At 73.5% G+C, this 13,180-nt stretch carries 12 protein-coding genes; 8 read left to right on the forward strand and 4 right to left on the reverse strand.

Annotated features, from left to right (window positions below):
* Nucleotides 1-89 precede the first annotated feature (89 nt).
* From ACFVIU_RS04300 to ACFVIU_RS04310, 3 genes are all read left to right on the forward strand, one after another.
* On the forward strand, nucleotides 90-1,280 hold the full coding sequence (locus ACFVIU_RS04300; protein WP_385840518.1) for an AAA family ATPase: 1,191 nt from the start codon (nucleotides 90-92) through the stop codon (nucleotides 1,278-1,280).
* Nucleotides 1,264-1,596 (forward strand): nucleotide pyrophosphohydrolase, encoded by a 333-nt coding sequence (locus tag ACFVIU_RS04305; protein ID WP_385840519.1) that lies wholly within the window; start codon nucleotides 1,264-1,266, stop codon nucleotides 1,594-1,596. Before ACFVIU_RS04300 ends, ACFVIU_RS04305 begins: the two co-directional genes overlap by 17 nt.
* A gap of 201 nt (nucleotides 1,597-1,797) precedes the next feature.
* Complete coding sequence (locus ACFVIU_RS04310) at nucleotides 1,798-2,268, forward strand: DUF6099 family protein (RefSeq protein WP_385840520.1); 471 nt, start codon at nucleotides 1,798-1,800, stop codon at nucleotides 2,266-2,268.
* Between the two features lie 77 nt (nucleotides 2,269-2,345).
* On the opposite strand, the gene ACFVIU_RS04315 is transcribed toward ACFVIU_RS04310, so the two are convergent.
* Nucleotides 2,346-2,543 (reverse strand): hypothetical protein, encoded by a 198-nt coding sequence (locus ACFVIU_RS04315; RefSeq protein WP_385840521.1) that lies wholly within the window; start codon nucleotides 2,541-2,543, stop codon nucleotides 2,346-2,348.
* Nucleotides 2,544-2,780: 237 nt separating this feature from the next.
* Between ACFVIU_RS04315 and ACFVIU_RS04320 the strand changes: the two genes are divergently transcribed.
* The gene (locus ACFVIU_RS04320) at nucleotides 2,781-3,704 is read left to right on the forward strand and encodes an LLM class F420-dependent oxidoreductase (RefSeq protein WP_385840522.1); all 924 of its coding nucleotides are present in this window, start codon (nucleotides 2,781-2,783) and stop codon (nucleotides 3,702-3,704) included.
* Between the two features lie 60 nt (nucleotides 3,705-3,764).
* On the opposite strand, the gene ACFVIU_RS04325 is transcribed toward ACFVIU_RS04320, so the two are convergent.
* Nucleotides 3,765-4,733 (reverse strand): D-alanyl-D-alanine carboxypeptidase family protein, encoded by a 969-nt coding sequence (locus tag ACFVIU_RS04325; RefSeq protein WP_385840523.1) that lies wholly within the window; start codon nucleotides 4,731-4,733, stop codon nucleotides 3,765-3,767.
* A 197-nt stretch (nucleotides 4,734-4,930) separates the two neighbouring features.
* Between ACFVIU_RS04325 and ACFVIU_RS04330 the strand changes: the two genes are divergently transcribed.
* From ACFVIU_RS04330 to ACFVIU_RS04345, 4 genes are all read left to right on the forward strand, one after another.
* Nucleotides 4,931-5,863, forward strand: coding sequence for a hypothetical protein (locus ACFVIU_RS04330; RefSeq protein WP_385840524.1), 933 nt, complete (start codon nucleotides 4,931-4,933; stop codon nucleotides 5,861-5,863).
* 100 nt (nucleotides 5,864-5,963) lie between these two features.
* On the forward strand, nucleotides 5,964-6,863 hold the full coding sequence (locus ACFVIU_RS04335) for a DUF4232 domain-containing protein (RefSeq protein WP_385840525.1): 900 nt from the start codon (nucleotides 5,964-5,966) through the stop codon (nucleotides 6,861-6,863).
* 54 nt (nucleotides 6,864-6,917) lie between these two features.
* A complete protein-coding gene (locus ACFVIU_RS04340) occupies nucleotides 6,918-8,381 on the forward strand; it encodes a 3' terminal RNA ribose 2'-O-methyltransferase Hen1 (RefSeq protein WP_385840526.1) in 1,464 nt (487 codons plus the stop codon).
* On the forward strand, nucleotides 8,378-10,984 hold the full coding sequence (locus tag ACFVIU_RS04345; protein WP_385840527.1) for a polynucleotide kinase-phosphatase: 2,607 nt from the start codon (nucleotides 8,378-8,380) through the stop codon (nucleotides 10,982-10,984). Before ACFVIU_RS04340 ends, ACFVIU_RS04345 begins: the two co-directional genes overlap by 4 nt.
* Before the next feature lie 17 nt (nucleotides 10,985-11,001).
* Here the strand turns inward: ACFVIU_RS04345 and ACFVIU_RS04350 are convergent, their stop codons facing one another.
* Nucleotides 11,002-11,895: a hypothetical protein gene (locus tag ACFVIU_RS04350; RefSeq protein ID WP_385840528.1), complete on the reverse strand. Its 894-nt coding sequence runs from the start codon at nucleotides 11,893-11,895 to the stop codon at nucleotides 11,002-11,004.
* Nucleotides 11,892-13,034 (reverse strand): SPFH domain-containing protein, encoded by a 1,143-nt coding sequence (locus ACFVIU_RS04355; RefSeq protein ID WP_385840529.1) that lies wholly within the window; start codon nucleotides 13,032-13,034, stop codon nucleotides 11,892-11,894. Before ACFVIU_RS04355 ends, ACFVIU_RS04350 begins: the two co-directional genes overlap by 4 nt.
* Nucleotides 13,035-13,180 lie beyond the last annotated feature (146 nt).

The raw sequence follows: 13,180 nt of genomic DNA on the forward strand, positions 1-13,180 counted from the left end.
TCGTCGTGGGGGCCGTTGCTTCCCTCGATCGGTGGAACGTGACGGTGCGAAAACGGTTCGGCGGGTGGGGGGAGACTTACGGTCCGGACATGGCCGTGCCCTCTGTGCCTTCCGTGTCCGCCGGGACCGTTCCCGCGCAGTCCCGTCGCACCGTCGATGTCCGCGCCAGAATCACCGAGTTGCGACTGTCGGCCTTCGCCGGGCATCGCCGGGCCGGGTTTCCGCTGGGGCCGGTCACCGTGTTCGCGGGACCCAGCGGGGCGGGCAAGTCCACCGCGCTCGCGGCCTGCGAGGCGCTCGCGCGGCTCGGCTCCGGCGCCCCGCTCCGGGAGGTCTTCGCGGACCCGGTCGCCTGTGTGCCCGAGCGGGCCCGCCCCGACGCCGAGGGCCGGCGCGGCTTCCGCATCGGCTGTACCGCCGACGGCGGCCAGGGCCCGGTCCGGCTGGACCTCGCCGTACAGGCCGAACCGGAACTGCGCATCGTGGGGGAGCGGCTGAGCGCGGGCGGCACCGTGCTGCTGGAGACCGCCCTGCGCGACCCGGGACGCCGTACCGTCCAGGCCGCCTGGCACACCGCCGGCTCCGCCCCGGTGACCCGCGCGCCGCTCCCCGACGACCGTCTCGGCACCGCCCTGCTGCCGCTGCGCGTGGCCGGCAAGACGGAGGGGCAGCGGCATGTGCTGGCCGCGGCCGAGCAGATGGTCGTCGCCCTGCGCTCGGTCTTCTCCTGCGACCCCCGCCCCGACTGCATGCGCACCCCCGTCCCCACCGGCTCCGGCCGGCTCCTGCCCGGCTGCGACAACCTCGCCGACGTGCTGTGGCGCACCCGCGCGGAGTGCGGACGACGCCACGGCCAGCTGGTCGAGGCGCTGCGCGCGGGCTGCGCCGGCCCGGTGACCGACCTGGTGGCCGAGCCGCTCGCCGACGGCACGGTCCGGGCGGTGCTCGACCGGGGCGACGGCTTCCACACCGAGCTGGCCCGCCTCGGCGACGGCGAACTGCGCTATCTGGCGCTCACCCTGATCCTGCTCACCGGCCCTGGCGTCCTCGACCTGGACGCGCCCGGCGAGGTGCCCGACGCACTGCGCACCCTCACGGTCGTCACCGACGGCTTCGACCGCGCCCTCGACCCCGTCCAGCGCCGGGAACTGCTGACGACGGCGGCCCGGATGGGCGAGCGCGGGCACATCCGCTGTCTCGCCGCGGTGAGCGACGCCTCGTGGGCCACCGGGACCCCCGGCGTCACGGTGGTACACCTGAACCGTGACGGAACACCCTGACCTGGCCCGACTCCAGCGCCGGCTGGCCGAGTTCGCCGCCGCCCGGAACTGGCAGCCCTACCACACCCCCAAGAACCTCGCCGCCGCGCTCAGCGTGGAGGCCTCCGAACTGGTCGAGATCTTCCAGTGGCTGACCCCGGAGGAGTCGGCCCGGGTGATGGAGGACCCCGACACCGCGCACCGCGTCCGGGACGAGGTCGCCGATGTCCTCGCCTACCTCCTCCAGGTCTGCGAGGTGCTCGGCATCGACCCGCTCACCGCCCTCGACGCCAAGATCGACCGCAACGAACAGCGCTTCCCCCGCGGCGAACCATGAAGCGGACCGGAAGCGGATGAGACCGGACCCTCCAACTCCGTTATCACTCTCCGGAGTTGACTCCTGGGGCGATTCCGAATTGTTGTCCACAGATTTCCGTCTTCCTCTGGCTTTTCGCCCCACAGACCCTCACTCTGGGTAGTGAACAGAAGAGTTCACTCGGCCGTGCGAGGCAGCGCGGTGGACGGACGGGGGTACGGCGTGGAAGCGATAGGTCTGATCCTCACGAGCCGGCGCGCCCTGACGGGCGGCACCGACGCGCCGGAGCTGATGGCGGAGGTGTGGCAGGCACAGGCCCTGGCCCAGGCGATCGGCAGCCGGCTCGCCGTCTCCGGTCCGCCGGAGCTGCGCGGCGAGGCGCTCGGCCTGACCGAGCTGGCGGGCCGGGGCTGCGGCGTCCTGGACCCGCCCGAACTCGACCCCGGCGATCTGCGCGCCGCCCAGCTCACCGGGTTGACCGACGCCCGCGAGACCCTGCTCTGCCTGGGCGGGCTGCTCGCCGAGGTCGGCATCACCCTGGTCGGCCTGGCCAGCACCGCGGCCGACGAGACCACGTACTGGCAGTGCATGGAGGCCATCGACGCGGCCGACGAGTCCCGTGACCGCGTCCTGGAGATGCTGCGCAAGCTGGCCGCGCGCGAGGAGGCGTTACCCGAGCGGGAGTACGGCTGAGTGAAGCAAGCGAGGGGACGGGGTGCGGCGAGGGCGTCGACGGCGTGTCCGGTGCGGTGCCGCCGGCGGCCGAGGGGTCAGGCAGTGCCCAGCTCCGCCTCGCCGGCCGGGGTCCGCCGCGGTCCCCCCGCCTGAAGATCCGCCAGGGCCGACAGATCCGCGTTCAGCGCGGCCATCAGCTCCTCCATCTGCTCCAGCAGCCCCTTGGGCCGGCCGGCGGAGCCACTCGGCTGACCGGCCGGGCCACCCTGCGGCGGAACCGACTCTTCGGACATGACGGCCTCCTCGGCCCCCGGCCCCGGCAGGGCCGGTGCGTTGACGCGCGACGGCGGCCACCGTCCGGCGCGGGTGCCGGACGGTCCGGCTCCGACGGCCCAACGATCACCGCCGGGGCCGGTCACTGGCCCGGCGCCCGGCCCGCGCGCGGGACGGCGAATTTCACCCGACCGGGGACCGCCGCGCCACGGGGTACCGGCGAGGTTGACGGCGCCCGGGGCGTGCAGGATGGATGTATGGACCTTCGAATCTTCACCGAGCCCCAGCAGGGGGCCACCTACGACACCTTGCTCACCGTGGCCAAGGCCACCGAGGACCTCGGCTTCGACGCCTTCTTCCGCAGCGACCACTACCTCCGCATGGGCAGCTCCGACGGACTGCCCGGTCCCACGGACGCCTGGATCACGCTCGCCGGACTCGCCCGCGAGACCCGGCGCATCCGCCTCGGCACCCTGATGACCGCCGGCACCTTCCGGCTGCCCGGTGTGCTCGCCATCCAGGTCGCCCAGGTGGACCAGATGTCCGGCGGCCGGGTCGAGCTGGGCCTCGGCGCGGGCTGGTTCGAGGAGGAGCACAAGGCGTACGGCATCCCGTTCCCGAAGGAGAAGTTCGGGCGGCTGGAGGAGCAGCTGGCGATCGTCACCGGGCTGTGGGCCACCGAGGTGGGCAAGACCTTCGACTTCCACGGCAGGTACTACGACCTCACCGAATCGCCCGCGCTGCCCAAGCCGGCCCAGCGGCGGATCCCGGTGCTCATCGGCGGCCACGGCGCGACCCGCACGCCGCGGCTGGCCGGCCGGTACGCGGACGAGTTCAACATGCCGTTCGCCTCGGTCGAGGACAGCGAGCGGCAGTTCGGCCGGGTACGCGCCGCCGCCGAGGAGGCCGGCCGGGCCGCGGACGAGCTGACGTACTCCAACGCCCTCGTGGTCTGCGTCGGCCGGGACGACCAGGAGGTGGCCCGGCGTGCGGCCGCGATCGGCCGTGAGGTGGAGGAGCTGAAGGTCAACGGACTCGCCGGTTCCCCGGCCGAGGTGGTCGACAAGATCGGCCGGTACGCCGAGATCGGCTCCCGGCGGATCTACCTCCAGATCCTGGACCTCGACGACCTGGACCACCTGGAGCTGATCTCCGCCCAGGTCCAGTCGCAGCTGTCGTAACGCCCCCGCGGCAGCCCCCTGGCCCGGGCCGGCTTCGCCCGGGCCAGGGGGACGGGGGACTCAGCCGCGCTGGGCGAAGCCGTAGTCGAGGATCTTCGTCGCGTCCTTGAACCGCTGGTCCACCGAGGTGTCCGCGAGGATCGTGCCCACGACGGTCTTGCCGCCCCGGGTGGCCGCGAACACCAGGCAGAACCCGGCCTCCGTCCCGGAGCCGGTCTTCACGCCGATGGCGCCCTTGTAGGTGTCGAGCAGGGTGTTCGTGTTCTTCCAGGGGGCCATGGCGGTGGTGCCGCCACCGGGCCGGTACGACGTCATGTCGGCGTACTTCTTGGTGCCGACGACCTTCTTGAACGTCGCGTTCTTCAGCGCGGTCGCGGCCAGCTTCGCCAGGTCGCGCGGCGAGGCGTGGTTGTTGCCGTTCGACACCCCGTCGAAGGAGTCGAAGTAGGTGTTGGTCAGGCCCAGTTCACGGGCCTTGGCGTTCATCTTGGCGATGAAGGACTTGGTGCGGGCGGCCGTCGTCGAGCCGGTGCCGTAGGTGTCCGCCAGCGCGTAGGCCGCGTCGCAGCCCGACGGCAGCATCAGCCCGTACAGCAGGTCGCGCACCTTCATCGAGTCACCGAGGACCAGTCGTGCGCTGGAGTAGCGCTGGACATGGGTGACCGGGTCGATCACGTAGTCCGTGTACTCCTTCTTGATCTTCACCTTCCGGTCGAGGTTCAGCTTCGGCTGCGACAGCACCACGAGCGCCGTCATGATCTTCGTCGTGGAGCCGGTGCGCAGCGGTGCGGTGGCGGCCTTGGTGAACAGCGCCTTGCCGGTGGCCGCGTTCATCGCGTACGCGCCCTGCGCCGACACCTGCGGCGCCGCGGCGGACACGCGCGACGGCGCGCCCGCCGACGTGTGCGGCTGTGCCGCGGGCGCCGCCTGGGCCGGTGCGGCCGCGAGGATCCCCGTGGCGAGGACGGCACCGGCCGCCGCCGTGGCGACGGCTCTGCCGCCCGCGCGCATCCCTCGACTGGTCGTCATGGTTCGTTCCCCTTGCGTCAGTGGTCAGTTGACAGGCGCTCACTCCATCAGGTCCGGGTTCCCGCGGCCATGGCGGAGATCACAGCGGCCGGTGCGAGCGCCGCACGGTGTGCCGTATCCGTGGAACCTGTGACGGAACTGTGGGCTCCATCACAGCGCCCGTGATCGCGAGCTGATCGGATGACCGGGTGCGCAAAGTGCTTCCCCTCACCCTCACCGGCCTGCTGGCCCTGTCGGCATGCCAGTTCACCGGTCATGACGACGACCATGCCGAGCAGGCCCGGCGACTCAACACCATGGCGGCGTTCCCGCTGCACAGCTATCTGCCGGACCCCGCCTCGGACGACGGGAAGACCATCGTCAAGGCGCAGTGGCTGCTGGCCAAGCGGTGCATGATCGGCCTCGGGTACGCGGGCTTCTCGGCGCTCGACACCAGCACCGTCGAGTCGACCTACCCGGTCCGCAAGGGAAACGCCCCGCTCAGCAGCTCGGTCGGTGACGACAGCCCGTACGGCGTCGACGACCCCGATCTGGCGGCCCAGCGCGGCTACCACCTCCGCGACCCGGAGAAGGACAGCCAGCCGCAGGAGTGGCCCGACGACCAGTACCTCGCGCTCACCGGCGCCTTCGGCTCCGGCGACAGCCACCTCGCCCACGGTCACGCCATCCCCGAGGGCGGCTGCCTGGGCCGGGCGACCCGCACGCTGTACGGCGCGCCGCCCAAGGCGACGAAGGTCGGCGGGCTGAAGCTCACCGGCTCCTTCGCGCTGGCCATGGAACTCTGGTACGAGTCCCACAAGCAGGCGCGGAAGGACCCGGCCTGGAAGAAGGCCGACCGCGCCTGGTCGGCCTGTATGAAGAAGAAGGGCTTCCACTACTCCGATCCCGACCAGGCCACCGACGACTTCGCCTGGCACCGGACCGACGGGCCTTCGGAGAAGGAGACGAAGACCGCGACCGCCGACGCCCGGTGCAAGCTCGACACCGACTACATCCGCACCGTGCACACCATCGACATCCGCGCCCAGAAGGCCGCCATCGGCGGGCACAAGGCCGACCTCGACCGGGTGCTCGCCGCGGACGCCCGCGCCCTCGACAAGGCCCAGTCGGTCATCGACCAGGAGTCCTGAGCGCCCCGGACGCCACCCCGGCCGCCCTGTGACACGCCTGTGACAGGAACTGTGGCCTCCGCCCTACACCGGCCGGTCCGCCCCCGTCGACGATCACCGGATGCGCCGAACCCCGCTCCTTCGCGCCGCCGCCGCGGTGACCCTGCTCGCGCTGACGGGCTGCGGCTCGAAGACGGCCGGACCGGGCGGGACCGGCGCCGAACCCCGCTGCCCTTCCGCCACCGGCACCCCGCAGCCGCTGCCCGCCGCCACCCCGACCCGGGACGGGGTGACGATCACCGGCGTGTCCGGCGGCGGCCACGGCTGCCGGAGCGGCTGCCTCTTCGCCGACTTCACGGTCACCAACCCCGAGCGGACGGCGATGACCTACACCGTCACCTTCCGCTTCCGGCCCGCGCCCGGCGACGGCACCGGCATCGCCCGGCAGACCGTGCCGGGCGTCGGACCGGGCCGTACCGTCCGCGGCAGCGTCGTACTCGGCGAACTGCCCGCGGGCGCCTCCGCCGTGGCCGGCGTGTCGGTCGAGCAGGTGCGCAGCGTCCCCACCGCCGAAGCGCCCTCCCAGGGCGGCCCCTGCCCGGCCTCCGGGACACGCCTCTACCCCGACCAGGGCGACGCCGCCATGGGGCTGCGCGTCGTCGGCCTGCACCTGGAGAACTGCGGCACACGCCCGTACGCCCTCGACGGCCGCCCCGCACTCCGCGTCCTCGGCGCCGACCACGCACCCGTCACCGGCGTCCGGATCGTCCCCGGCGAAAGCGTCGCCACCAGCACCGGCGCCGACGGCACCCCGCGGCCCCTCACCCTCGCCCCCGGCGAGCGCGCCTACGCCGCCCTCGTCTGGCGCAACACCACCGAGGCCGGCGCCCCCGTCAACGCGCCCTACGTCCGGGTGTGGGCCAGGCCCGGCGCCGCGCCCGTGACGGTGACCCCCGAACTGGACCTCGGTACCACCGGCCGGCTCGGCGTCGGCCCCTGGAAGAAGGAGGACGCCGGCTAGTGGGGTGCGGAAAACCAGTGGTCGCAGCGGTGGGGGAGCGACAGACTCGGTGGCGTGTTCCTGACGATCTCCACACACGGCGACTCCGCCCGCCCGGCCACCGACCTCGGATTCCTGCTGCACAAGCACCCTGACAAGGCGCAGCGGTTCTCCACCTCCCACGGCACCGCCCACGTCTTCTACCCCGAGGCGGACGACACGCGCTGCACGGCCGCGCTGCTCCTGGAGATCGATCCGGTCGCGCTGGTCCGGCGGGGCAAGGGCAAGGGCCGCGGCGGCGCCCCCGACGCGGCGCTCGCGCAGTACGTCAACGACCGGCCCTACGCCGCGTCCTCGCTGCTCGCGGTCGCGCTGAGCGGTGTCTTCTCCAGCGCCATGCGCGGGGTCTGCACCGCCCGCCCCGAGCGGGCCGCCACCCCGCTGCCGCTGCGCATCGAGATTCCCGCGCTGCCCGCCCGCGGCGGACCGGAACTGGTCCGCCGGCTCTTCGAGCCGCTCGGCTGGGCGGTGACCGCCGAACCGGTCGCCCTGGACAGCGAGTTCCCGCAGTGGGGCGACTCGCGCTACGTCCGCCTGGTCCTTCAGGCCGGGACGCTGACCCTCGCCGAGGCGCTGCGCCATCTGTACGTCCTGCTGCCGGTGCTCGACGACGCCAAGCACTACTGGGTCTCGGCCGACGAGGTGGACAAGCTGCTGCGGGCCGGCGAGGGCTGGCTGCCCGGGCACCCGGAGCAGAAGCTGATCGTCGGCCGCTATCTGTCCCGCCGCTGGTCGCTGGCCCGGCAGGCCATGGAGCGGCTGGAGCTGGTGCGGCTCGCGGAGGCCGACGACAGCGAGGTCGAGGACATCGACAACGCGGTCGGGGAGGAGACCGAGACGGAGGAGCGGCCGACCCCGCTCGCCGTGCAGCGCCGGGAGGCGATCATCGAGGCGCTGGGCGCCTGCGGTGCCGCCCGGGTGCTCGATCTCGGCTGCGGCCAGGGCCAGTTGGTGCAGGCGCTGCTGAAGGACGCACGGTTCACCGAGATCGTCGGCGTCGACGTGTCGATGCGTGCGCTGGCCATCGCGGGGCGGCGGCTCGGGCTGGACCGCATGGGCGAGCGGCAGGCCGCGCGGGTCCGGCTCGTCCAGGGCTCGCTCGCCTACACGGACAACCGGCTCAAGGGCTACGACGCCGCCGTGCTCAGCGAGGTCGTCGAACACCTCGACCTGCCCCGGCTGCCCGCGCTGGAGTACGCGGTGTTCGGGCACGCCCGCCCGCGCACGGTCCTCGTGACCACGCCGAACGTCGAGTACAACGTCCGCTGGGAGACCCTCCCGGCCGGACATGTGCGCCACGGCGACCACCGCTTCGAGTGGACCCGCGAGGAGTTCCGCGCCTGGGCGGCCGCCGTCGCCGAACGGCACGGCTACACCGTGGAGTTCCGTCCCGTCGGCCCCGACGACCCCGAGGTGGGACCGCCCACCCAGATGGCAGTGTTCACCCTCGACGCCGTGAAGGAGGCGAAGGCAGCATGACCGAGGCGACCGACAGCAAGCGGCGGGTCCTTCCCGTCACCGACCTCTCCCTCGTCGTCCTCGTCGGCGCCTCCGGCTCCGGCAAGTCGACCTTCGCCCGCCGGCACTTCAAGCCCACCGAGGTCATCTCCTCGGACTTCTGCCGCGGACTGGTCTGTGACGACGAGAACGACCAGAGCGCCACCCGGGACGCCTTCGACGTCCTGCACTACATCGCCGGCAAGCGGCTGGCGGCCGGCCGCCGGACCGTGGTGGACGCCACCAGCGTGCAGCAGGACAGCCGGCGCCAGCTGATCGAACTCGCCCGGAAGTACGACGTCCTGCCCATCGCCATCGTGCTGGACATGCCGGAGGAGGTGTGCGCCGAGCGCAACGCGGCCCGCGCCGACCGCGCGGACATGCCGCGCCGGGTCATCCAGCGGCACATCCGCGAACTGCGCCGCTCGCTCCGCCACCTGGAGCGCGAGGGCTTCCGCAAGGTGCATGTGCTGCGCGGCCCGGCGGAGGCCGAGCAGGCCACCGTCGTCACCGAGAAGCGGTTCAACGACCTGACCCACCTCACCGGCCCCTTCGACATCGTCGGCGACATCCACGGCTGCTCCGCCGAACTGGAGTCCCTGCTGGGCAAGCTGGGCTACGTCGACGGAGTCCACCCCGAGGGCCGTACCGCCGTCTTCGTCGGCGACCTCGTCGACCGCGGCCCCGACAGCCCCGGGGTGCTGCGCCGGGTGATGTCGATGGTGAAGTCGGGCAACGCCCTGTGCGTGCCCGGCAACCACGAGAACAAGTACGGCCGTTACCTCAAGGGCCGCAACGTCCGGCACACCCACGGACTGGCCGAGACCATCGCGCAGATGGAGCAGGAGAGCGAGGAGTTCCGGCAGGAGGTGCGGGAGTTCCTCGACGGACTCGTCAGCCACTACGTCCTCGACGGCGGCAAGCTGGTCGTCTGCCACGCCGGGCTGCCCGAGAAGTACCACGGCCGCACCTCCGGCCGGGTCCGCTCGCACGCCCTGTACGGCGACACCACCGGCGAGACCGACGAGTTCGGGCTGCCGGTGCGCTACCCGTGGGCGGAGGAGTACCGGGGCCGGGCGGCGGTGGTCTACGGCCACACCCCCGTCCCGCAGGCGAGCTGGCTGAACAACACCATCTGTCTGGACACCGGTGCCGTCTTCGGCGGCAGACTGACCGCGCTGCGCTGGCCGGAGCGGGAGCTGGTCGACGTACCGGCCGAGCGGGTCTGGTACGAGCCGGCGAGGCCGCTGCGCACCGAGGCGCCCGGCGGTCTGGACGGCCGTCCGCTGGACCTGGCGGACGTGCACGGCCGCCGGGCGGTGGAGACCCGGCACGCGGGGCTGGTGGCGGTCCGCGAGGAGAACGCGGCGGCTGCGCTGGAGGTCATGAGCCGCTTCGCGGTCGACCCGCGCCTGCTGCCGTACCTGCCGCCGACCATGGCGCCGACGGCGACCTCCACGGCGGATGCCCGCGGCGGAGCCGCTGATGGACACTTCCTGGAGCATCCGGTCGAGGCGTTCGCGAGTTACGCGCGGGACGGGGTCGAGCGGGTCGTGTGCGAGGAGAAGCACATGGGCTCGCGGGCCGTGGCCCTGGTGTGCCGGGACGCGGCGACGGCGCGCGAGCGGTTCGGCGCTGGGGGCACCTCCCGCTCGAGCGAAGCCGAGAGCGGGGGAGGCCCGACCGGGTCCCTCTACACCCGTACCGGGCGGCCGTTCTTCGACGACGAGAAGGTCACCGAGGAGATCCTCGGCCGGCTTCGCTCGGCGATCGGTGCCGCGGGTCTGTGGGACGAACTGGCCACCGACTGGCTGCTGCTGGACGCCGAGCTGATGCCCTGGTCGCTGAAGGCCGGGGGGCTGCTGCGCAGCCAGTACGCGGCCGTGGGCGCCGCCTCCGGCGCGGTGTTCCCGGACGCGCTGACCGCGCTGGAGACCGCCGCCGCCCGGGGTGTCGACGTCACCGGCCTGCTGGACCGCCAGCGGGAACGCGCCGCCGACGCGGCCGCGTTCACCGCCGCCTACCGCCGCTATTGCTGGACCACCGACGGCCTGGACGGCGTCCGGCTGGCCCCGTTCCAGATCCTGGCCGCCCAGGGCCGCAGCCTCGCCGCGCTGCCGCACGACGAGCAACTCGCCCTGATCGACCGGATGGTGGAGCACGACGGCACCGGGCTGCTGCGGACCACCCGGCGGCTGTACGTCGACACCGGCGATCCCGAGTCGGTCCGTGCCGGTGTCGACTGGTGGCTGGAGATGACCGGGCGCGGCGGCGAGGGCATGGTCGTCAAGCCGGTCGGCGCGCTGGTGCGCAGCCCGGAGGGCCGGCTGGTGCAGCCCGGCATCAAGTGCCGGGGCCGCGAGTACCTGCGGATCATCTACGGCCCCGAGTACACCCGGCCCGAGCAGCTCGGCCGGCTGCGGCAGCGGTTCCTGAACCACAAGCGGTCCCTCGCCCTGCGCGAGTACGCCCTCGGCCTGGAAGCCCTGGACCGGCTCGCCGCCGGGGAGCCGCTGTGGCGGGTGCACGAGGCGGTGTTCGGCGTACTGGCCCTGGAATCGGAACCGGTCGACCCCCGCCTGTAGGAACCCACTGCGCGGCACTACCCGGCCAGCCGCAGGCGGTGTGCGGACACGCCCAGGCGGACCGTCTGGCCCCAGGTGAGGTGGAGGGCGTCGGATTCGATGCCGTCGCCGAAGGCGATCAGGCGGTCGGACTCCACGGTGAGCGTCAGCGCCGCCGCGGCCGTGAGGTCGCCCGCCACCAGGGTCGTACCGGTGGCCGGGGACGGCCAGGCCTCGCGGACGAACCACACCAGGCGGTCCTCGGTGGGGGAGGGCAGCGGGAGCCGGCTGCCGCGCTCCTGCCACACCGAGCGGAGCCAGCCCGTCGCCCCGGTGCCGGTGCCGACCAGCACCCCGGAGGAGGCCTGGGCCTCGGCGACACCCCCGTCGCCGTCGAGGCCCAGGCGGTACCGGGCGGTCTGATGACCGGCGGCGCCCAGGTAGATCTCGTTGAGGGCCACCAGCCGCTGGGTGTCATCGGCGACGGCCTCCACCATGGTGAGTTCGTCGGCGCCGGTCTGATACACCCCCGGCAGAAGCTGCGCGGCGTCCGCCGGGCGGTGGCGCACCAGGACACCGGGGTTGCGGCCGGGATCGGCGTCGATGCCGATCACCGGCTGGCCGGCCAGGTACTTGGCGACGTTCGCGACCAGCCCGTCCTGTCCGACCACCACGACCACGTCCTCCGGGGCGAACAGGAACCGGTCCAGGTCGGCCCGCTCCACCCGCGCCTGGCGCCAGGTCAGCGGCACCGCCGCGACCACCTCGGCCAGTGCCCGGTGGGCCCGCCGGTGCCGCTCGGCGACCTCCTCGATGTCCCGGCCCCGGGAGGCGAGGAAGAAGGCGGCCTGGCCGTGCGTGCCGTGCCGGGCCACCAACTCCTCGTACTCGGTGGTCCGGTGGACGAGTACGGCGCGCGGCGCGAGGCTCATGCCCCGGCCTCCGGTGCGCCGCCGAGCCGCGCGAGGAGCCCGGTCAGCACGTCCGGCGAGATGGTCACGCTGTCGATGTTCGGCAGGTTCTCGGCCACCCGCATCGCGGCGAGCGCGTGCAGCGTGGCCACCTCGGCGTCGGCGTGCACCCGCAGCCAGGCCGCCCGCGCCTGCGCCCGGGCCTCGCCCACCTCGCGCGCCTGCTCGGCCTCCGCGCGGGCGAGCCGTACCGCCTTGTCCGCCTCCGCCGCGGCCATCCGCTCCATCCGGGCGGCCTCGGCCGTCGTCATCCGCTCGGTGCGGGCGGCCTCCGCCTGCGCCAGCCGCTCGGTGCGGGCCGCTTCCGCCTCCGCGAGCCGTACCGTGCGGGTGGCCTCCGCGTCCGCGCGCACCGCGTCCGCCGCCGCCAGCTCCTCGGCCTCGCGCCGCGCGTTGGTGCCGCGCTGCTCGACCAACTGCTCCTCGCGCCGGGCGAGTTCGATCTTGCTGGCCAGTTCGTTCTCGGCGATCGCCCGCTCCCGCTCCACGGCCACCGCCCGGCGCTCGTAGGTCGCCCGGTCGGCCTCCTGCTGGATCAGCTCCCGGGCCGGTGTGCGCAGCGCGCGTTCCACCTCGGCCTCCGGGCGGACGGCGACCACGCGGACGGCGACCACCTCGATACCGGTGGCCGGGAGCCGGGGCTCCGCGGCGAGTCCGGCCGCGAGGCGCTCGCGCACCGCAGCGACCCCGCCGGTCAGCGCGGCCGCCAGCGGGGTGCCGGCCAGCACGTCCAGGGCGTGTTCCTGGGCCGTCTCGGTGAGCAGGGCGCCGAGCTGTTCCAGCGGGGCGCCGCGCCAGGCGCCGGTGTCGGGGTCGACGGAGAAGTCGAGCCGGGTGGCGGCGAGCGCCGGGTCGGCGATGCGGTAGGTGACCGTCGCCTGCACGGTCACGTCCTGGAAGTCGGCCGTACGGGCGTGGAAGGTCATCGCCAGTTCGCGGTCGTCCACCGGGATCTCGGAGAGGGCCGCGGTCAGCGCGCGGAACCAGAAGCTGAGCCCGGGCCCGTCGTGCACCAGCCGTCCGGAGCGGTGGTGCCGGATGTGCGCGGTCGGCGCGCCCCGCAGATGGCGCCAGCCGAAGCGGCGGGTGATGTCGGCCATGGGGTCCCCCTGGTTCCTCTGGTTTTTGGGGGGGGTGTGGTTGGGTGGGGGTGGCGGGGGGGCGGGGGGGGAGGTGGGAGAGAGTGTTGTGGATATTGTCTGTCGGGGGGGGGGGGGGCGCGCGCGGGGGGAGCGAGCGCGGCGAG

This window comes from Streptomyces sp. NPDC127190 (assembly GCF_042672505.1).
GTDB lineage: Bacteria > Actinomycetota > Actinomycetes > Streptomycetales > Streptomycetaceae > Streptomyces.

What these genes read in the sequence shown, in the direction of transcription:
- ACFVIU_RS04300 (WP_385840518.1), top strand. Translation starts at nt 90, where the DNA reads ATGGCCGTGCCCTCTGTGCCTTCCGTGTCCGCCGGGACCGTTCCCGCG.
- ACFVIU_RS04315 (WP_385840521.1), bottom strand. Translation starts at nt 2,543, where the DNA reads ATGTCCGAAGAGTCGGTTCCGCCGCAGGGTGGCCCGGCCGGTCAGCCG.
- ACFVIU_RS04320 (WP_385840522.1), top strand. Translation starts at nt 2,781, where the DNA reads ATGGACCTTCGAATCTTCACCGAGCCCCAGCAGGGGGCCACCTACGAC.
- ACFVIU_RS04325 (WP_385840523.1), bottom strand. Translation starts at nt 4,733, where the DNA reads ATGACGACCAGTCGAGGGATGCGCGCGGGCGGCAGAGCCGTCGCCACG.
- ACFVIU_RS04335 (WP_385840525.1), top strand. Translation starts at nt 5,964, where the DNA reads ATGCGCCGAACCCCGCTCCTTCGCGCCGCCGCCGCGGTGACCCTGCTC.
- ACFVIU_RS04345 (WP_385840527.1), top strand. Translation starts at nt 8,378, where the DNA reads ATGACCGAGGCGACCGACAGCAAGCGGCGGGTCCTTCCCGTCACCGAC.
- ACFVIU_RS04350 (WP_385840528.1), bottom strand. Translation starts at nt 11,895, where the DNA reads ATGAGCCTCGCGCCGCGCGCCGTACTCGTCCACCGGACCACCGAGTAC.
- ACFVIU_RS04355 (WP_385840529.1), bottom strand. Translation starts at nt 13,034, where the DNA reads ATGGCCGACATCACCCGCCGCTTCGGCTGGCGCCATCTGCGGGGCGCG.